The 20,572-nt window shown below is 44.2% G+C and carries 14 protein-coding genes; 7 read left to right on the top strand and 7 right to left on the bottom strand.

Going from position 1 to position 20,572, the window contains the following annotated elements; translation table 11 throughout:
• Nucleotides 1-156: 156 nt before the first annotated feature.
• Entirely contained in the window at nt 157-1,998 is a 1,842-nt protein-coding gene (gene sppA, locus K0625_RS13290; RefSeq protein ID WP_220110142.1) for a signal peptide peptidase SppA, read from the bottom strand.
• 166 nt (nt 1,999-2,164) lie between these two features.
• Between sppA and K0625_RS13285 the strand changes: the two genes are divergently transcribed.
• Nucleotides 2,165-4,180, top strand: a complete 2,016-nt coding sequence (locus K0625_RS13285) for an NADPH-dependent 2,4-dienoyl-CoA reductase (protein WP_220110141.1) — start codon at nt 2,165-2,167, stop codon at nt 4,178-4,180.
• Nucleotides 4,181-4,315: 135 nt separating this feature from the next.
• On the top strand, nt 4,316-4,759 hold the full coding sequence (locus K0625_RS13280) for a YciI family protein (RefSeq protein WP_220110140.1): 444 nt from the start codon (nt 4,316-4,318) through the stop codon (nt 4,757-4,759).
• 17 nt (nt 4,760-4,776) lie between these two features.
• Here K0625_RS13280 and yfaE read toward each other — a convergent pair whose 3' ends face one another.
• The 5 genes from yfaE to ubiG all read right to left on the bottom strand — a co-directional run bounded on the left by yfaE (nt 4,777) and on the right by ubiG (nt 10,494).
• Nucleotides 4,777-5,175: a class I ribonucleotide reductase maintenance protein YfaE gene (gene yfaE, locus K0625_RS13275; protein ID WP_220110139.1), complete on the bottom strand. Its 399-nt coding sequence runs from the start codon at nt 5,173-5,175 to the stop codon at nt 4,777-4,779.
• On the bottom strand, nt 5,144-6,274 hold the full coding sequence (gene nrdB, locus K0625_RS13270) for a class Ia ribonucleoside-diphosphate reductase subunit beta (RefSeq protein WP_220110138.1): 1,131 nt from the start codon (nt 6,272-6,274) through the stop codon (nt 5,144-5,146). Before nrdB ends, yfaE begins: the two co-directional genes overlap by 32 nt.
• A gap of 88 nt (nt 6,275-6,362) precedes the next feature.
• The gene (nrdA, locus tag K0625_RS13265) at nt 6,363-8,651 is read right to left on the bottom strand and encodes a class 1a ribonucleoside-diphosphate reductase subunit alpha (protein WP_220110137.1); all 2,289 of its coding nucleotides are present in this window, start codon (nt 8,649-8,651) and stop codon (nt 6,363-6,365) included.
• A gap of 437 nt (nt 8,652-9,088) precedes the next feature.
• On the bottom strand, nt 9,089-9,781 hold the full coding sequence (locus K0625_RS13260) for an HAD family hydrolase (protein ID WP_220110136.1): 693 nt from the start codon (nt 9,779-9,781) through the stop codon (nt 9,089-9,091).
• Nucleotides 9,781-10,494, bottom strand: a complete 714-nt coding sequence (gene ubiG, locus K0625_RS13255; RefSeq protein ID WP_220110260.1) for a bifunctional 2-polyprenyl-6-hydroxyphenol methylase/3-demethylubiquinol 3-O-methyltransferase UbiG — start codon at nt 10,492-10,494, stop codon at nt 9,781-9,783. Before ubiG ends, K0625_RS13260 begins: the two co-directional genes overlap by 1 nt.
• A 309-nt stretch (nt 10,495-10,803) precedes the next feature.
• Between ubiG and gyrA the strand changes: the two genes are divergently transcribed.
• Together gyrA and serC are read left to right on the top strand one after the other, a co-directional pair.
• Entirely contained in the window at nt 10,804-13,521 is a 2,718-nt protein-coding gene (gyrA, locus tag K0625_RS13250; RefSeq protein ID WP_220110259.1) for a DNA gyrase subunit A, read from the top strand.
• A 229-nt stretch (nt 13,522-13,750) separates the two neighbouring features.
• The gene (gene serC, locus K0625_RS13245) at nt 13,751-14,845 is read left to right on the top strand and encodes a 3-phosphoserine/phosphohydroxythreonine transaminase (protein WP_220110135.1); all 1,095 of its coding nucleotides are present in this window, start codon (nt 13,751-13,753) and stop codon (nt 14,843-14,845) included.
• A 53-nt stretch (nt 14,846-14,898) separates the two neighbouring features.
• Here the strand turns inward: serC and K0625_RS13240 are convergent, their stop codons facing one another.
• Nucleotides 14,899-16,104 (bottom strand): amino acid aminotransferase, encoded by a 1,206-nt coding sequence (locus K0625_RS13240; protein WP_220110134.1) that lies wholly within the window; start codon nt 16,102-16,104, stop codon nt 14,899-14,901.
• 441 nt (nt 16,105-16,545) lie between these two features.
• On the opposite strand from K0625_RS13240, the gene aroA reads away from it, so the two are divergent.
• The 3 genes from aroA to rpsA all read left to right on the top strand — a co-directional run bounded on the left by aroA (nt 16,546) and on the right by rpsA (nt 20,535).
• Nucleotides 16,546-17,826, top strand: coding sequence for a 3-phosphoshikimate 1-carboxyvinyltransferase (aroA, locus tag K0625_RS13235; protein WP_220110133.1), 1,281 nt, complete (start codon nt 16,546-16,548; stop codon nt 17,824-17,826).
• A gap of 246 nt (nt 17,827-18,072) precedes the next feature.
• Nucleotides 18,073-18,765 carry a (d)CMP kinase gene (gene cmk / locus K0625_RS13230; protein ID WP_220110132.1) on the top strand — a complete coding sequence of 231 codons (693 nt, stop codon included), beginning with the start codon at nt 18,073-18,075 and terminating at the stop codon, nt 18,763-18,765.
• A 102-nt stretch (nt 18,766-18,867) separates the two neighbouring features.
• Nucleotides 18,868-20,535 (top strand): 30S ribosomal protein S1, encoded by a 1,668-nt coding sequence (gene rpsA, locus K0625_RS13225; RefSeq protein ID WP_012324932.1) that lies wholly within the window; start codon nt 18,868-18,870, stop codon nt 20,533-20,535.
• Nucleotides 20,536-20,572 lie beyond the last annotated feature (37 nt).

Here is a 20,572-nt window from a genome sequence, read left to right as displayed (position 1 = left end):
CCACTAATGGGCAGCAGTATACTTGCTTGAAGCGTTCAGCCCAATGCTATTGAGCCATTTAAACTCATTATTGTTACGATTAGTATAAAAAAAGCCCGCTGAGTTGAAGCTCTGCGGGCTTAGTCAATTAATCTTGTGGATAGAAAGCTCTAGATGTTAGAAGTTACAGGTATCGCAGTACAGATACATGCCTTTAGGATCATCAAAAGATCTGAACTCATCAATGGCGTTAGACCATTGGGAGAGTAACTGCTCAATCACAGAACTATGACCCACAGATTCAGGCAAATAAGCTGACGCTGAAGCAAACATCTCTTGAATAAACTGCTCTTGAGGTGTGAGCTCTTGCTCAATGATCTCACTGTCAAAGTCATCGAGTTCCGCCATCTGAGCCGCTTTAGCAACAGCTTGTTTTAGATCGCCTAGCTCGTCTACCAAACCAAGGCTAAGGGCTTTCTTCCCTGACCAGACACGGCCTTGAGCTATGTTATCCACATCGTTCAAGCTCATATCACGCTCTGTGGCAACTAGGGAGATAAAGTCTTGATAGCCACGTTCAACGTGACGTTGAATCACATCTTTTATACCTGGGGTTAACCCCTTCGCCACTGAAATACCTGCCCATTCGGAGGTAGCTACGCCGTCAGTGTGGATCCCTATACTCGATAGCGAGTCTTCAAAAGTGGTGATCATGCCAAAGATGCCGATTGAACCTGTAAGTGTTGTTGGTGTCGCGTAGATGTAATCTGCGCTGGCTGAGATCCAATATCCGCCTGATGCAGCATAACTGCCCATACTGACGACAACGGGTTTACCTGCGGTTTTCAGTGCAAGTACCTCTTGACGGATCTGCTCGGAAGCGAAGGCGCTTCCACCAGGGCTATCGACTCGTAACACAACAGCTTTTACCTGATCATCAAAGCGCGCCTTTCTGAGAAGTTCAGAGGTACTTTCACCGCCAATATTACCAGCAGGTTGATTACCGTTGAGTATGGTACCTTTAGCGACAATAATACCGACAGTATCATTGGTATAGAGAAGAGGGTGCTTAGCGGTGAGACTCAAGTAGTCATGAAAGCCTATCTGTTTAAAACTATCGCCATCTCTTGCCTGTCCGACTAAGTCTAACATCTTAAGCCTGAAGCTTTCTGACGTTGCGAGTTCATCGACCCACTTCATATTCAGTGCCATTTCAGCAGATTGACCTTCGGCATTATCAAGCTCTGCGAGGTAGCGTTCAGAATTGAGCACAAGATCGTCACCTGCAATATTACGATTATCGGCAACCACGCTTTGATAGCTACTCCAGATATCATTCAATAGCGCAAGATTGGCCTCTTTTGCCGCTGGAGACATATCATCACGAATATAGGGCTCAACAGCCGATTTAAAGGTACCGACTCGGAAGATGTGTGCTTTTACTTTAAGCTTCTCAAGTGCCGATCTGTAATATTGGCGATAGCGGCTCAAGCCTTCCAGTTCAACACCGCCCTGTGGGTTGAGGTAGATGGTATCGGCAAAGCTGGCGAGAAAGTATTGATTCTGGCCATAGCTATTAGCTTGTGCAATAACAGGTTTACCCGATTCTTTAAATTGGATTAGAGCATCACCGATAGATTGTAGTTTGCTTATTCCTGTCCATCTCAAATGCCCCATATCCAAAACGATGGAGGAGATGCGGGTGTCGTGAGCGGCGTTATCGATCACATTCAGCACATCGGCAAGCAAAATCTCGCCTTGACCGTCGTGGTTTTTGCCACTTTTCATCGCCTCTTCAAATGGGTCTACTTGTCTTTTTTGCTCAACAATAGAACCTGAAAGGTTGAGTACTAATGCTGACCCAGTTTCAATATTTACACTATCATCTATATTCATGGCAACAATCAGCGCCAGCAGGAAACCGAAAAAGATCACATTTAAAATCAGTTTTCGTGTACCGTTAATTGTTTTCCATAAAAGAACAAATATTCTTTTTATTAATGAGGGTTTATCGGACATTATCCAATCCTTTATTACGTCAATGAGACTATGCTAACTGAAATTTCCGATTTAGGGAAAAATCAATTGTAAAGGAATCTGTTGCTTTACAATTGAACAACTAGTTGAGCTTAACTATAACAAGAGGTATGCTGGTTTAAATCAGTTGTTTAAAAAGGATGTTTGAATGTCGTTTCCGCATTTATTAGAACCCTTAGATCTTGGCTTTACTCAATTAAAGAACCGTGTGCTTATGGGCTCCATGCATACAGGCCTAGAGGAAGAAAAGGGCGGCTTTGAGAAACTGGCACAGTTTTATAAAGAGCGTGCTATTGGTGGTGTTGGCTTAATTGTCACAGGTGGGATCTCGCCCAATTTACGCGGGCGTCTGGCACCAAATGCTTGCCAGCTTAGTTTTCCATGGCAAGTTGGAAAACATCAAATTGTTACTAAGGCGGTTCATGAAGCGGGTGGCAAGATCTGCATGCAACTCTTGCATGCTGGGCGCTATGGTTATCACCCACTCTCTCAAGCTCCTAGCAAAATAAAGTCTCCTATTACACCTTTTACACCCTCAGCCATGTCAGCAAGGCAAGTTCGTGGCACCATTAAGGATTATGTTACCTCAGCGGCCTTATCTCAAAAGGCTGGGTACGATGGTGTTGAGGTGATGGGCTCTGAAGGTTACCTGATTAACCAGTTTGTTTCTGCCCGTACCAATGTTCGAGATGATGAGTGGGGAGGAAGTTTCGAGAATCGGATTAAATTCCCACTGGAGATAGTACGCAGTATTAGAAAGCGTGTCGGCGATAACTTCATTATCATCTTTAGACTCTCGATGTTAGATCTGGTTGATAATGGTTCGACTTGGGATGAAGTGGTGGAGCTGGCTAAGCTGTTAGAGCAAGCGGGGGTCACCATTATCAATACTGGCATTGGCTGGCATGAAGCCAGAGTGCCAACCATTGCAACCAGTGTACCAAGGGGCGGATTTGCGTGGGTGACTGAGCGACTCAAAAAAGAGATGAACATCCCGCTTGTGGCAACCAACAGAATCAATACGCCTGAGATTGCTGAACATATCATAGAGTCAGGTCAAGCGGATATGGTGTCAATGGCCCGCCCATTCTTAGCCGACCCCGACTTTGTTAACAAGGCAGAGGCAAACACCCCTGAGCTTATCAACACCTGTATTGGTTGTAATCAGGCTTGTTTAGATCATACCTTCTCACTGAAACGCGCAACCTGTTTAGTGAACCCCAGAGCCTGTTACGAGACTGAGATCAACTTTACTCCAACGACGAACAAGAAACGTATTGCTGTGATGGGCGCAGGCCCTGCAGGAATGGCTTTTTCTGTCTATGCTGCAAGTCGAGGCCACGAAGTGGTGTTGTTCGAAGCTAAGTCAGAGGTGGGTGGCCAGTTTAATCTAGCTCGTAAAATCCCGGGTAAAGAGGAGTTCGATGAAACCATACGTTACTTTATCAATCAGATGAAGTTGCACAAGGTTGAGCTACGTTTAAATACCCGACTCGACGCCCCTGTGATCAGGGATGAGCAGTTTGATGAGATTGTAATGTCATCAGGTGTAGTGCCAAGAAAAATAGACCTGCCTGGTTTTGATAATCCCAAAGTGGTGGACTACCAACAGGTGCTGAACCGTGAAGTGGCTTTAGGTGAACGTGTCGCATTGATTGGCGCCGGTGGTATTGGATTTGATATGGCCCATTATCTTTGCGAGCCAGAATCGACCACACTGCAACCGGATAAATGGTTAAAGCAGTGGGGGATCGATAAGGAGTACGCTGAGCGTGGTGGTTTGACTAGCCCCGAAGAGGCGAGTGAGTACCGTGATATCTATCTGCTGCAACGTAAAACCAGCAAGATGGGTAAAGGATTAGGTAAGACCACAGGTTGGATCCATAGACTGGTGTTAAAGAAGCATCAGGTTAAGATGAAGACTGGCGTCAGTTATCAAAAGTTCGACGAGCAGGGTTTGCACATAAGTGTGGGTGAACAAGATGAGATCTTGGCGGTTGATAATGTCGTGCTTTGCGCCGGACAGGAGTCTAATCGTACTCTGCAAAAGGAGATGCAAGCAACGGGCTTACCTGTACATCTCATCGGTGGCGTTGACGTAGCAGCTGAACTTGATGCCAAACGTGCGATTCGCCAAGGAGCTGAGTTAGCAGTCAAGCTATAATCGTTAGTAATACCTCTCTAATCTTAAATAGTGTAAGGGGCCGATTATTCATCGGCCCTTTTTTGTACTTACCCATCTAAAAAGAGTTCTCTGTGCTATAACTAGCTCTGAAACCAATAAAAGGGAAGGTTTACTATGCTAGTTAAAATCGCAATATTTCTATCTCTTATTTTTATTAGTACATCTAGCGTCGCAAATTTTGACCCCCACCTTGCCCAAAAGCTAGGTGCCGATGAATACGGCATGAAGCAGTATGTGATGGCTTTCTTGAAAAAGGGGCCTAATCGGGATCAAACTCAAACAGAGGCCGCGGCGCTTCAGCGTAGCCATTTAGATAATATAACTCGCCTTGCTGACGAAGGTTTATTGGTATTAGCAGGGCCATTTATGGATGATGGTGAAATTAGGGGGATCTACATTTTTAATGTAAAAACCGTCGCGCAGGCTCAGGCATTGACTGAAACCGATCCTTCAATCAAGCAGGGACGCTTGGTGATGGAGCTACATCCTTGGTATGGAAGTGCAGCTTTAATGGAGCTAAACACCAGACATAAGTTAGTAAGTAAAAAACCTATTTAATGAACAGCCTCAATAAGCTAGCGGTTATCGACACAGATCGTCTGAGTATCTTTTATCTGTTCTTGTGGGATTAACTTAGCATTTTCTTCGCGTTTAGGTGTAAGGGTTACACCTTGAGTTGGCAGCTCCAGATCGAGATCTGAATTTGGTGTACAGCAGCAGGGGAGACACTCATCCTTTTCAAGATGAACCAGCGGCTCAGTATGGTAAGTCACACCGCCACTGATTATCTTGGTTTTACAAGCGCCGCAATAACCATTGCGGCACTCAGAAAACAGTTTAACTTTTTTTTGCTCCAATGCCATCAAGAGGCTAGTGTACTGCTGGGTAAATAGCAACACAGGTTGGCCTTGCAAGCTGACGATAGGGGCTTTTTTAAAGTTATTAAAGTTCAAAGTCTTCAAACTCACTCTCATCGATGGATGAATCAATTTGTCCAACCAAGTAGGATGATACTTCCACTTCCTGCGGCGCTACCTGTACAGAGTCACTCTCTAACCAGGTCTTCATCCAAGGAAGAGGATTGGTGATCTGTGCATAGGGTAGATCTAAGTTCACTGACTTCATGCGCTCGTTAGTGATGTACTCAACATATTGGCATAAGATCTGTTCATTAAGGCCTATCATAGAGCCGTCTTTAAACAGGTATCTTGCCCACTCTTTCTCCTGCTCAGCGGCTTTAACAAAGATGTCGTAGGCTTGCTGCTCACACTCTTTTGCTATTTCGCCCATCTCAGGATCGTCTTTACCCGCTTGCATCAGCTTGATGATGTGCTGAGTGCTGTTGAGGTGAAGTGCTTCGTCACGTGCAATGAGGCGAATGATTTTCGCATTGCCTTCCATCACTTTTCGCTCTGCAAATGCAAAAGAGCAGGCGAAACTGACGTAGAAACGGATCGCTTCGAGCACATTGACTGACATCATGCAGAGGTAGAGGGCTTTTTTGATCTCACGTTTAGTGACAACAAGCTCTCGACCGTCAATCATATGTGTGCCTTCACCTAACAGGTGGAAAGCTTGGGTGAGCTTGATAAGTGTGTCGTAGTACTCTGCAATGTCACTTGCGCGCTTTAAAATCTCTTCATTTTCAACAATATCATCAAATACAATCGATGGATCATTAACGATATTACGAATAATATGAGTGTAAGAGCGTGAATGAATAGTCTCTGAAAATGACCAAGTTTCAATCCAAGTCTCTAGCTCTGGCAAAGAGACCAGTGGCAGAAAAGCAACATTTGGCGAGCGACCCTGAATTGAATCCAGCAGTGTCTGGTATTTCAGGTTAGAGATAAAGATATGCTTCTCATGATCTGGAAGGGCAGCATAATCGATCTTATCTTTACTGACATCAACCTCTTCAGGACGCCAGAAAAAAGAGAGTTGTTTCTCAATCAGCTTTTCAAACACTTCATATTTTTGTACATCGTAACGTGCCACATTGACCGATTGTCCTAAAAACATAGGTTCCAAACGGGCATCATTAGGGGTTTGACAAAAAGTAGAATAGGCCATGGTTTCTTCCAGAATACAGGGGCTTCATGCCCCTATTAAAAATTAATAACACACTCAGTGCCAATGCACTGAGTCTTGATACACCTTGTTAGATCTTACACGCGCCGCCAGCACAGTCATCGTCTTCTTTCTCAACGCTGACCATATCATCGTGTTTATCTGACGCGCCATCGCGTGTGTTGTGATAGTAGAGTGTTTTCACGCCGAGTTTGTAGGCATTTAACAGATCTTTCAGTAGTACCTGCATTGGCACTTTCTGATTATCAAAACGAGATGGATCATAGTTTGTGTTAGCGGAAATGGCCTGATCGACAAACTTCTGCATTAGACCAACGAGTTGTAAATAACCGTCGTTATTTGGCATCTGCCAAAGTAACTCATAGCTGTACTGGTACTTCTCAAAATCAGGAACGACCTGCTTAAGTTGACCATCTTTGCTCGACTTTACGCTGATAAGTCCACGTGGTGGCTCGATACCATTAGTGGCATTGGAGATCTGTGAGGATGTCTCAGATGGCATCAATGCAGAAAGGGTCGAGTTACGCAGGCCGTGAGTCACGATATCCTGACGCAGTGTCTCCCAATCCATGTGCAGTGGCTCATCACAGATATTGTCCAGAGCGCGCTTATAAGTATCGATAGGCAGTACGCCCTTCGAGTAGGTTGTCTCATGGAATGCTGGACATGCACCTTGCTCTTTAGCCAAGTTCATCGAGGCTTTCAAGAGGTAATATTGAATCGCTTCAAAGGTCTTATGGGTGATGTTGTTTGCTGAGCCATCAGAGTAACGCACTCCCTCTTTGGCAAGATAATTAGCAAAGTTGATCACACCTATGCCAAGTGTTCGACGATTCATCGATGACTGTCTAGCCGCGATTAATGGGTAATCTTGATAATCTAACAAGTTATCAAGGGCACGAACTGCAAGATCTGCTAGTGGCTCAAGTTCTGAAAGGTTCTTGATCGCCCCAAGGTTTAGTGCCGATAGGGTACAAAGTGCAATCTCCCCGTTTGGATCATTCACATTATCCAAAGGCTTAGTTGGCAGTGCGATCTCAAGACACAGGTTAGATTGTCTGATTGGCGCAACTTTACTATCAAAGGGGCTGTGAGTGTTACAGTGATCGACGTTCTGTACATAGATACGGCCAGTTGACGCACGCTCCTGCATCATTAAACCAAAGAGCTCAGAGGCCTTAACCTGTTTCTTACGAATACTGTCATCAGCTTCATATTGTAGGTACAGACGATCGAACTCATCTTGGTCTTCAAAGAAAGCATCATAAAGACCTGGCACATCCGATGGGCTAAATAAGCTGATCACGCCGCCTTGAATGAGGCGCTGATACATTAGCTTGTTGATCTGTACGCCGTAATCTAAATGACGGATACGGTTATCTTCAACGCCTCGGTTGTTTTTAAGGACTAACAGAGACTCTACTTCAAGATGCCAAATCGGGTAGAAGAGAGTTGCAGCTCCTCCACGTACACCACCTTGCGAGCAAGACTTTACCGCAGTTTGGAAGTACTTAAAGAAGGGCAAGCAGCCAGTATGGAAAGCTTCACCACCACGGATAGGGCTACCTAGGGCGCGAATACGCCCTGCATTGACACCGATCCCAGCACGCTGACTGACATATTTGACGATAGAAGATGAGGTCGCGTTAATGGAGTCTAAGCTATCACCACACTCAATCAGTACACATGAGCTAAATTGACGCGTTGGTGTACGAACTCCTGCCATAATTGGGGTTGGCAGTGATATTTTAAACGTTGAAACTGCATCATAGAAACGCTTGATATAGTCAAGGCGAGTCTCTTGAGGGTATTTAGCAAATAGACAAGCCGCGACCAAAATATAGAGGAACTGTGCACTCTCATAGATCTCATGAGTAACACGGTTCTGAACCAGATATTTACCCTCTAACTGCTTTACAGCCGCGTAGGAGAAATCCATATCACGCCAGTGATCGATATAACCATCTAAAATATCTAGCTCTTCACGGGTATAGTCCTGCAGGATATGAGTATCATATTTACCCATCTCAACAAGTTTTACTACGTGATCATAAAGCTTAGGTGGCTCGAACTGGCCAAAGGCCTTTTTACGCAGGTGAAAGATCGCTAGACGAGCCGAAAGAAACTGGTAATCAGGTGACTCTGGAGAGATTAGGTCGGCTGCGGCTTTAATAATGGTTTCATGAATAGCTTCTGTCGGTATGCCATCAAAAAACTGTAAGTGAGAGCGAAGTTCAACTTCTGATACCGATACATTTTTTAGGTCTTTGGCTGCCCATGTGATCACACGGTGTATTTTATCGAGATCGATGATTTCGCGTTCGCCACTACGTTTGGTGACTTTCAGATTGCTATTCATTAAAGAAAGGTCCTGGTATTTATACGTGTGTAGGTGACTGTGAGTAGTCGGCCTTAAGATTCCATGTAACAAACAAATAGAGCATCCAAATAGAACATCGAAAATAGGATAATTTTCATCTAAAAAAACAGAAGGTCTCTAGTGTCTCTGACTGTTACTTACACACTATATATGGTGTCTTAAAATTTATAAGGTACAAGATAGTGAGGTTTGTGGGATTTTGCAAGTCTGATTTTGGCTTAGTTTATGGGGGCATCTTGTGGATAAGTTGAGGATAAAAAAAAGGGTGAGCGAAGGCTTACCTTTAAAGACCATTTTTAGTGGCTTTGAGAGGAGTTGACTTAATTTTGAGCGGCAAGATGTCGTGACAAATTTGGTAGGATCAAATGGTGATCTTTTGGATCATAGACTCAAAAAATCACCTAGAGAAAAATAGATTAGCTGGATAATTGCGCCAGAAGTTCAACCACATCTTGTGGAGAATGGAAAGTATAATTACTTGGCCAGGTATGCGGTGTTGCATCTGAGCCTATGTACCCCCACATGGCAATTCCACCTAACATCCCAGCATTATCGGCAGCGAGCAGATCTCGCTCTGCATCGCCTAAGTAGAGGATCTGCTCTGTAGGGCACTCTATCTGCTGCGCGGCGAGTAGCATGGGGGCAGTATGAGGTTTTGAGAAGAGAGTGCTATCACCGCTGACAACGGTTCCCATTGAGACCGAAAGCCCTAATACATCAAGCAGTGGGCGAGTAAAACGAGCGGGTTTATTGGTGACTATGCCATAGGGAATGGCGTGTTTATCGAGATAAGAAAGTAATGTTGATATCCCATCAAACAGCTGGCTATAGTGACCATTTATCTGGGCATAATGGCGCAGTAACCCCTGTTGTAACTCAAACTGCTTATCTTCATCAAGATGAGGTTGGGCTGCCTTTACGAGTGCTAAGCTGCCATCGGAAGCCACTTGACGCATCTTATCCAGACTCACCTGGGAGCAGTTGAACTCAGTTAAACTCAGGTTCAAAGCAGCAACAAGATCGGGAGCGGTATCCACTAAGGTGCCATCGAGATCAAACAGTACGGCTTTTATAGAGGTAACGCTTTGTTCTTGTGACTGACGGGTCATTAACTTTCGCTCTTCTTGGTCGCTATCATATAGTTTACGTCGACATTTTTTGTGTAGCTAAAGGTATCAGTTAATGGGTTAAAGGTAATACCGGTTGCGTCTTCACAAAATAGCTCAGCATGTTCAGCAAGGGAGATAAGCTCCGATGGCTTGATAAACTTTTTATGATCATGGGTGCCGATTGGCAACATCTTAAGGATATATTCCGCACCCAGTATTGTTTCAACATAGGCCCGCAGATTACGATTAATCGTGGAGAAAAACACATAACCACCGGGTTTAACCATATCCGCACAGGCTTGTACAACAGAGCGAGGGCTAGGTACATGCTCTAACATCTCCATACAGGTGATGACATCATAACTCTCTCTATGACTCTCTCTGTGTGACTCGGCAGTATCTTGTATATAGTTAATCTCAACGCCCATCTCTAGTGCATGTAATCTGGCAACATCTAATGGTTCTGCGCCCATATCGAGCCCATCTACCTTAGCACCGATACGTGCCATGCTCTCAGATAAGATCCCACCGCCACAGCCTACATCAAGGACACGTTTGCCAAATACACCACCACAGGTTTGATCGATATAGTTCAAACGCAGTGGATTAAGTCTGTGCAGCGGCTTAAATTCACCCTCAGGATCCCACCAAGTTGCTGCCATCTTTTCAAATTTCGCTATCTCACTTGGATCAACATTTATCTCTTTTTGTATATCTTGCTGCACGCTGTCACCTATAAAGGCATGGGTTATTGTGGCCATTATACCCATAGGTAGTAATAAACAAAGGCCAATAGTGGGTGAATTGAGTGATATTTTAACCAATTGATTGAATAGCGAACATTGTTTGATTCTGGTCAACTAATTTGTAGATTAATACTTATTTAGGGGGAAAGATAAATAGGGTCTGGCGACAAAAAATAACTGTGTTAGAATGCCAAATCACGTTTTCAGGCTCGATGATTTCAGCTTTCCATTTCGGATGTTGAGTTGTCGGCTAAATTTCAAGGGATCGAGCAGTTTATGACTGATCTGGCTTCATCTATAACTCCAATTAATATTGAAGACGAATTAAAGAATTCATATCTAGATTACGCGATGAGCGTGATCGTAGGCCGAGCATTACCAGATGTTCGTGATGGCTTAAAGCCTGTACACCGCCGCGTTTTATTTGCGATGAGTGAGCTTAAAAACGATTGGAATAAACCTTATAAAAAGTCGGCTCGTGTTGTCGGCGACGTTATCGGTAAATATCACCCACATGGTGATACTGCTGTTTACGATACTATCGTACGTTTAGCGCAGCCTTTCTCTATGCGCTACACGCTTATCGACGGTCAAGGTAACTTTGGTTCTGTCGATGGTGACGCTGCAGCTGCGATGCGTTATACCGAAATTCGTATGGATAAGGTGGCTCACCAGCTACTCGCCGATCTCGAGAAAGAGACGGTCGACTATGTACCTAACTATGATGGTACCGAGTTTATTCCTGCTGTTTTACCAACACGTATCCCAACCTTATTAGTTAATGGTTCTTCAGGGATCGCGGTTGGTATGGCAACGAACATTCCGCCACATAACTTAAATGAAGTGGTTTCGGGCTGTTTAGCACTGATTGAAAACCCAGATTTAACCATTAATGAGTTAATGGAATACATTCCAGGGCCTGACTTCCCAACGGCTGGTATTATCAATGGTCGTAAAGGGATCATCGATGCGTACCATACTGGGCGTGGCCGCGCAGTGATGCGTGCCAAAGCGGAAGTGGAGATTGAAGACAATGGTCGCGAGCGTATTATTGTCCACGAGATCCCATACCAGGTAAACAAGGCGCGTCTGATTGAAAAGATTGCTGAGTTAGTTAAAGATAAAAAAATCGAAGGTATCAGCGGCTTACGTGACGAATCTGATAAAGATGGTATGCGTATTGTTGTTGAGATTAAGCGCGGTGAAGTGGGTGAGGTTGTGCTTAACAACCTATACGCTCAAACACAGATGCAGAGCTCATTTGGTATCAACATGGTGGCATTGACCAATGGTCAGCCTAAGTTGTTTAACCTTAAAGAGATGCTTGAGTGCTTTATTCTTCACCGTCGTGAAGTGGTCACTCGTCGTACTGTTTTCGAGCTACGTAAAGCCCGTGAACGTGCGCATATTCTTGAGTCACTTGCGATTGCATTGGCAAACATTGATCCAATTATCGCCTTAATCAAAGCATCACCTACGCCAGCTGAAGCAAAAGTTAAGCTTGTTGCTGAAGGTTGGGAGCTGGGTAATGTACAAGGCATGCTTGAAAAAGCAGGTGATGATGCTGCACGCCCTGAGTGGTTAGAGCCAGAGTACGGGATCCGTGATGGTCGTTACTACTTAACTGAGCAGCAAGCACAAGCTATTTTGGATCTACGTCTGCATAAGCTAACAGGCTTAGAGCACGAGAAGATCTTAAAAGAGTATGAAGAGCTACTTGAGCTTATCGCTGCACTGCTATACATACTTCGCAGCTCTGTGCGTTTGATGGAAGTTATCACCGAAGAGTTACAAGAAGTGCTTGAAAACTTTGGTGATGAGCGTCGTACCGTCATTAATGCGAACGAAGTTGATATGAGTCTTGAAGACTTAATTAACGAAGAAGATGTGGTTGTAACACTTTCTCACCTTGGCTATGCCAAGTATCAAGCGCTAACCGATTACCAAGCACAACGTCGTGGCGGTAAGGGTAAAGCGGCGACGAAAGTGAAAGACGAAGATTTCGTTGAGAAACTATTGGTTGCCAATACTCACGATACGATTTTGTGTTTCTCTGATTTTGGTAAGATGTACTGGTTGAAAGTTTACCAGTTACCATTAGCTAGTCGTACAGCTCGTGGTCGTCCAATTGTGAATATTTTACCTCTGTCTGAAGGCGAGCGTATTACGGCAATCTTGCCAGTACGTGAATATGCAGAAGACAAGTACATCATCATGGCGACCTCTCACGGTACCGTGAAGAAAACAGCATTGACGGCATACAGCAATCCTCGTGCAAACGGTATTATTGCGGTTAACCTTAAAGATGGCGATCAGCTCATTGGTGTTGATATTACTGATGGCAGCAATGACATCATGTTGTTCTCTAATGAAGGTAAAGTCGTTAGATTTAACGAGAAAGCTCGTAACTCAGAGACTGGTGAAGTCAAATTAGATCCTGAAACAGGTGAAGAGATGATCGCACTACGTGCCATGGGCCGTACTGCAACAGGTGTACGTGGTATCAAGCTAGAAGATGGCCAGCAAGTTGTTTCACTGATTGTGCCTAAAGGCGAAGGTGATATCTTAACTGTGACTGAGAACGGTTTTGGTAAGCGTACTGACTTAGCTGAATATCCAGCTAAGAGCCGTGGTACTAAAGGTGTAGTCTCTATCAAGGTCAGTGAGCGTAATGGTGCAGTAGTTGGCGCTGTTCAAGTTGGCGAAAATGATGAGATCATGTTGATCAGTAACAAGGGAACCTTGGTACGCACACCTGCAACAGGTGTATCAAGTATTGGTCGTAACACTCAAGGTGTAACGATAATCCGCACCGCTGAAGATGAGAAAGTCGTTGGTCTTCAACGTATCGATGAGATCCAGGAGCCTGCTCTGGAGCTTGACGAAGAGGGTAACCCAATCATTCCAACTGTGGCAGATGAAGCTGTAGAGGCAACACCTGAAGGTGAAGCTCCTAACGCAGATGATGCACCAGAAGCAGAACCTGCAGAATAACGATTTCATGTGTTAAGGAATAGATTAACGGGCGTCCATTTGGACGCCCGTTTTGTTTCTATCTTATCAATTTGTGATGTTTTATAAAAAGTATTGAGTTATTTGAAAATAATCTAGGTAACTTAATAAGCCCTATGACAATATGCTTATATCGAGATTATCTAATACCAATCAGTATCGATAAGTGAGCAAACCTTTATATTGTTCGATAAGCCTGAAGGAGAAAGAAGTGAGCGCGACATACAATTTTTGTGCAGGTCCTGCGATGTTACCCCAAGCTGTGATGGAAAAGGCTCAGAGTGAGCTGCTTGATTGGAATGGACTAGGAACCTCGGTGATGGAGATAAGTCACCGTAGTAAAGAGTTTATTGCCTTAACTGAACAAGCTGAAATTGATTTGCGTGAATTGATGTCAATCCCATCTAACTATCATGTTTTGTTTATGCATGGAGGAGGTCGGGGACAGTTTTCTGCTGTTGTGAATAATTTTTTAGGCAACAATGGAAAGGCGCTCTATTTGGTCGATGGCAGCTGGTCATCGGCAGCAGTAGATGAGGCAAAAAAGCTTGCTGGTGAAACACAGATAGATACACTCAACATCATTGAAAAGAATGGTGCTACAAGCCGAGTATCTATCCCTAACCTAAAAGAACTCGATCAAGATTATCGCTATCTTCATTACTGTCCGAATGAGACTGTTGATGGTATCGAAATTTTTGACGAGTTAGACTCGCCTTGGCCGATTGTGGCGGATATGTCCTCTAATATTATGTCTCGCGAGATAGATGTTAGCCGTTACGGTTTAATCTACGCCGGTGCGCAAAAGAATATAGGTCCGTCTGGATTAAGTATCGTCATTGTCAAAGATGAGCTGTTACAGCTGCCGCAACTGCCGCAATCCTCAATTATGGATTACCGCTTAGGTGTTAAACATGGTTCCATGTATAACACGCCTCCCACTTTCGCTTGGTATCTTGCCGCTGAAGTCTTTAGATGGCTAAAAGCCTCTGGTGGTGTGGCTGAGGTTCAGAAAACTAATGAGCGCAAAGCTGACACTCTGTATCAGTTTATTGATAGCTGTGATTTTTATGAAAACAGAGTCGCGTTCGAGAACCGTTCAATGATGAACGTGACCTTTTATCTTAAAGATGAAGCGCTTAATGATGAGTTTATCAAGCTAGCCAAAGCGGCGGGTTTTGTGGCATTAAAAGGTCATCGAAGTGTCGGCGGCATGCGGGCGAGTATCTATAATGCGATGCCGCTTGAAGGAGTTGAAAAGCTGGTTGAGTTTATGGCTGATTTTGCTGACAAGAATAAAGCTTAAAAGTTGGAAAAAGTTCCTAGGAGCTAGGCCTAGGAACTTGTTATCGCAAACTTTTAGAGTATTTTTGCTATCGACTCCGCTAAGTGGTCAACATTTCCTGTGCCGATCCCTGCGATACTAATGCGACTGGAATCAACCATATAGATCCCATAATCTTGCTGAAGCTGAGCAACCTGCTGTGGATTTACCCCAAGGAAGGAGAACATCCCTTTCTGCTGGGCAATAAAGTTGAAATTGTCCGTGACGCCTTTCTCTTTTAGCTTGTTCACTAACATGGCACGATTACCATTGATGCGATCTCGCATTACCGTTAGCTCATCTAACCACTCTTGCTTAAGCTCCTGTGAGCCGAGGATCGTTTCTACAATCGCGGCGCCATGTGCTGGCGGCATAGAGTAGATGCAACGAACGACATAGAGTAATACAGAAAAGGCGACATTCGCAGAGGCTGCATCTTTGCCTATGATAGAGCAGGCGCCAATACGTTCACGGTAGAGGCCGAAGTTTTTAGAGCATGAGCTGCACAAAATCATATTATCGACTGTGGCTGCCATCTTACGTACACCATAAGCATCTTCATCAACACCATCTCCAAAGCCCTGATAAGCCATATCGATTAGGGGAGTAAAGCCTTGCTCTTTAGTAAGATCAATGATCTGATCCCACTGCTTTGTGGTCAGATCCATTCCGCTTGGGTTATGACAGCAAGCGTGCAGCAGTACAACATCATCTGGGCCCACATTCGAAAGCGCGGCCTTCATCTCATCGAATTTCAGGCTTTTTGTGTCGTAATCATAGTAGGGGTAGGTTTTAACGGTGACACCAGCTGCTTCAAATAAACCTGTATGATTCGCCCATGTTGGATCGCTAACCCAAATGACCGCTTCACCACTTTTGGTACTGCTACTTGCCCGTTTGATAAAATCTGCTGCCACACGAAGTGCGCCAGTACCGCCTGGTGTAGACACAGTGCGCACTCGGTTAGCTAATAATGCTGGGTTATCATTGCCAAATGCGAGCTGGCTTAACAGGGTATTAAAATCAGCGGACCCTGTAGGGCCGATGTAAACCTTGGTTTCCTCGCCATCGATACGAAACTGCTCCGCTTTTTTAACGCAGGTTAAAATAGGGGTATGGCCCTGCTCATCTTTGTAAACGCCAACACCTAGATCTATTTTATTATCACGGGGATCTTCACGATATTTGGTCATTAATCCAAGAATTGGATCGGAAGGCATAGCGGTGAGTGTGTCGAACATAGCTTAGTTACCCTTATTTTATTTTTATGGCTCAATCAGCCTTTACTCCATCACTTTAGAGTAACTTAAATTCTTGCAAGAGTAATAGCTGTTCGGGTGAAATGATAAAACTATTTCACTGGCATGTTTTTTTTCCACTTCTGTTAGCAAGTTGACTTTTAGATTTAAGAAAAACGATTTTTAGGCAGAAAAATAGAGCATTTATTATTGAAATGAGTTCCTTTGGAAGAAAAACGGCCTTAAAGGTCATAAAAGCATAAAAAAGTGTTGAATAGTGACGCTCAATCAGTAAATTTAATACTACGAAGTTCAAACACCGGTTAAACAGAACGCCATTTTGTCGTGATGGTGCTTGTGTATCTGTATCTGCAATCTGTTTACCATGAACATCTATCGTTAATCTGTGGGTTGTTTGTCCCGCAATAATAAAGAAGTTATTTAATGAAGCAGCTACGTCTCGAGACCATTAACAAAGTGCAGGGTACGGTTAACATTCCTGGATCTAAGAGTATCTCCAATCGCGCACTCCTCCTTGCAACCTTAGCCAAGGGCACCACGACACTAACTAACTTATTAGATTCAGATGATATCCGTTATATGCTGGCATCGCTGAAACAACTGGGTGTGAATTACCGTTTGTCAGAGGACAAAACGGTGTGTGAACTCGATGGACTGGGTGCTCCAATCAACTCAAACGTGGCACAAACGCTATTTCTAGGAAATGCAGGAACGGCGATGCGTCCCTTATGCGCAGCGTTAACCTTAGGTGAGGGCGAGTTTACGTTAACAGGTGAGCCTCGTATGGAGGAGCGACCTATTGGCGATCTCGTTGATGCCTTACGCCAGCTTGGTGCAGAGGTGACCTATCTTAAGAGTGAAGGATTTCCGCCATTGACCATTAGTGCAACGGGCTTGAATGCTGGAGACGTTGAGATAGCAGGGGATCTATCTAGTCAGTTTCTCACTGCACTGTTAATGGTGTCACCACTGGCTAAAGGTGATGTGAACATTAAGATAAAAGGCGAGCTAGTCTCAAAACCCTACATTGATATCACTATTGCCTTGATGGCTCAGTTTGGCGTAAAGGTGATTAATCATGATTATGAGCGTTTTGAGATAAAATCAGGCCAAAGCTACGTTTCTCCAGGTAAAGTATTAGTTGAAGGTGATGCATCATCGGCATCATACTTTCTTGCTGCTGGGGCGATTAGAGGCGGTGAAGTTAAAGTGACTGGTGTTGGACGCCTGAGTATTCAAGGTGATGTCAAGTTTGCCGATGTACTCGAAAAGATGGGCGCAGAAATTGAGTGGGGCGATGATTACATCATATCCCGTGTTGCCAAACTCAACGCGGTCGACTTGGATATGAATCACATTCCCGACGCAGCTATGACGATTGCTACTGCAGCACTTTTTGCAACCGGAACCACCCATATTCGCAATATCTACAACTGGCGCATTAAAGAGACAGATAGACTTGCTGCCATGGCTACTGAACTACGAAAAGTAGGGGCGATAGTCGATGAGGGACATGATTACATTAGTGTAACACCACCGACTAAACCTCATACTGCCAATATTGATACTTATAACGATCACAGAATGGCCATGTGTTTCTCTATGCTAGCCTTTGCTGATTGCGGTATCACAATTAACGATCCTGACTGCACCTCAAAGACGTTTCCTGATTACTTTGAACAGTTTGCAGCACTCGCCTGTTAACTGAGCTGTTTAGAATATAATTCGACCCACTCTCCTGTTTCAGGTTAATGCTAATTAGCCTGAAACTTTTCACCTAGTACGCATTCTATACTTTTAAGAACTCAATTATAAATACTTGCCGCTTTCTGTTATCAGATAGTTTATAATACGCGCGCTCATTTTCTCGGTTGTGCGAATGTAACCGAATTTAGGTGACTAACTCATTTAAAAATCTTAGGGAAGACAGATTTTACTGTGGAGAAATTTATGTCAGAACGGGCTCCTGTTGTCACTATTGACGGCCCTAGCGGTGCTGGGAAGGGTACTATCAGCCAGCTACTAGCCGAGCGTTTAGGTTGGAAATTATTAGACAGTGGTGCGATATACCGTGTCTTAGCTTTAGCTGCAATTCATCATAATGTAGAGCTGGACAATGAAGATTCTCTTACCTTACTCGCTGCACACCTGGACGTGCAGTTTATTACGGGTAACGGTAGCAAAGGTATTAAGGTCGTACTAGAAGGTGAAGATGTCTCTAATGATATCCGCAGCCAAGAGTGTTCAAATGCTGCGTCAAAAGTCGCAGCATTCCCGAGAGTAAGAGAAGCATTATTGCGTCGCCAGCGTGCATTTAGTGAAGCACCAGGTTTGATCGCCGATGGTCGTGATATGGGGACCGTTGTATTCTCTAAAGCGCCAGTGAAACTTTATTTAACTGCATCGGCTGAAGAAAGGGCTCAAAGACGCTATAATCAGTTGCAGGACAAGGGCTTCGATGTTAATATCGATCAGCTTTTGACTGAGATAAAAGAGCGTGATGACCGCGATATGAATCGCAGCGTTGCTCCTTTGGTTCCTGCCGAGGATGCATTGGTTATCGATACCTCTGAAATTGGGATAGAAGAAGTGCTTAATATTGCATTAGCACACATAGAAACTAATTTATCTGGCGTGAGCTAATTTCGGCTGACGCTATACTATTCGTAACATGGAAGATACGAATTATTTTACTGACTCCACGTCCAGGATGGTCCGTGGTTTATTAAAGAAAGTAACTTAAACATGACTGAATCTTTTGCTGATCTATTTGAACAATCCCTTAATGAACTTGAGTTCCGTCCTGGTTCTATCGTAACTGGTGTCGTTGTACGCATCGAAAACGGTACTGTACTAGTTGACGCTGGTCTTAAGTCAGAGAGCCCAATCCCAGCTGAGCAGTTCAAAAATGCTCAAGGCGAACTAGAAATCGCTGTTGGTGATTCTGTTGACGTAGCGCTTGACTCTGTTGAAGATGGCTTCGGTGAGACTCAACTGTCTCGCGAAAAAGCTAAGCGTCACGAAGCTTGGATCGTTCTAGAAAAAGCGTACGAAGATGCTGAAACTGTAATCGGTGTCATCAATGGTAAGGTTAAAGGCGGTTTCACTGTTGAATTAAACGGTATCCGTGCATTCCTACCTGGTTCTCTAGTTGACGTTCGCCCAGTTCGCGATACTGCTCACCTAGAAAACAAAGATCTAGAATTCAAAGTTATCAAGTTAGACCAGAAGCGCAACAACGTTGTTGTTTCTCGTCGTGCTGTTATCGAATCTGAAAGCAGTGCAGAGCGTGATGCTCTTCTTGAGAACCTACAAGAAGGTCAATCAGTTAAAGGTATCGTTAAGAACCTTACTGACTACGGTGCATTCGTAGACCTAGGTGGCGTTGATGGTCTTCTACATATCACAGATATGGCTTGGAAGCGCGTTAAGCACCCATCTGAAATCGTAAATGTTGGTGATGAAATCAACGTTAAAGTTCTTAAGTACGATCGTGAGCGCACTCGTGTTTCACTAGGTCTTAAGCAACTTGGCGAAGATCCATGGTTAGAAATCAGCAAGCGTTACCCAGAAAGCACTAAGCTTACTGGCCGCGTAACTAACCTAACTGACTACGGTTGTTTCGTTGAAATCGAAGAAGGCGTTGAAGGTCTTGTTCACGTTTCTGAAATGGATTGGACTAACAAGAACATCCACCCATCTAAGGTTGTTAACCTAGGTGATGAAGTTGAAGTTCTAGTTCTAGACATCGATGAAGAGCGTCGTCGTATCTCTCTTGGTCTTAAGCAGTGTAAAGTTAACCCATGGGATGACTTCGCAGATCGTTTCGCTAAAGGCGACAAGGTTACTGGTAAGATCAAGTCAATCACTGACTTCGGTATCTTCATCGGTCTAGACGGCGGCATCGACGGTCTAGTTCACCTTTCTGACATCTCTTGGAACGGTACTGGCGAAGAAGCTGTTGCTGAATACAAGAAGGGCGACGAGATCAACGCAGTTGTTCTTTCTGTTGACCCAGAGCGCGAGCGTATCAGCCTAGGCGTTAAGCAAACTGAAGACGATCCGTTCAATGCTTATCTTGCAGATAAGAAGAAAGGTGCTATTGTAAATGGTACAGTGACTGCAGTAGACGCTAAAGGCGTTACTATTGAACTAGCTGAAACTGTTGAAGGTTACCTACGTGTATCTGATATCTCTCGCGAGCGTATCGAAGATGCATCTACAGTTTACTCTGTAGGCGACGCTGTTGAATCTAAGTTCATGGGTGTTGACCGTAAGAACCGTACAATTAGCCTGTCTATCAAAGCGAAAGACGAAGCTGATGAAAAAGAAGCTATGGCTAGCTTGAACAAGCAAGAAGATGACGTAATGAGCTCAGCTATGGCTGAAGCATTCAAAGCGGCTCGTAAGTAATTCGCCTGAAGTACTGAGGTGCTTGCACCTCAGTTAG

The sequence above is a fragment of the Shewanella nanhaiensis genome (assembly GCF_019457885.1).
In the GTDB taxonomy this organism is placed as follows: Bacteria; Pseudomonadota; Gammaproteobacteria; order Enterobacterales; family Shewanellaceae; genus Shewanella; species Shewanella nanhaiensis.
Note: the sequence above shows the minus strand (reverse complement) of the source record. Positions and strands in the feature narration are given on the sequence as shown.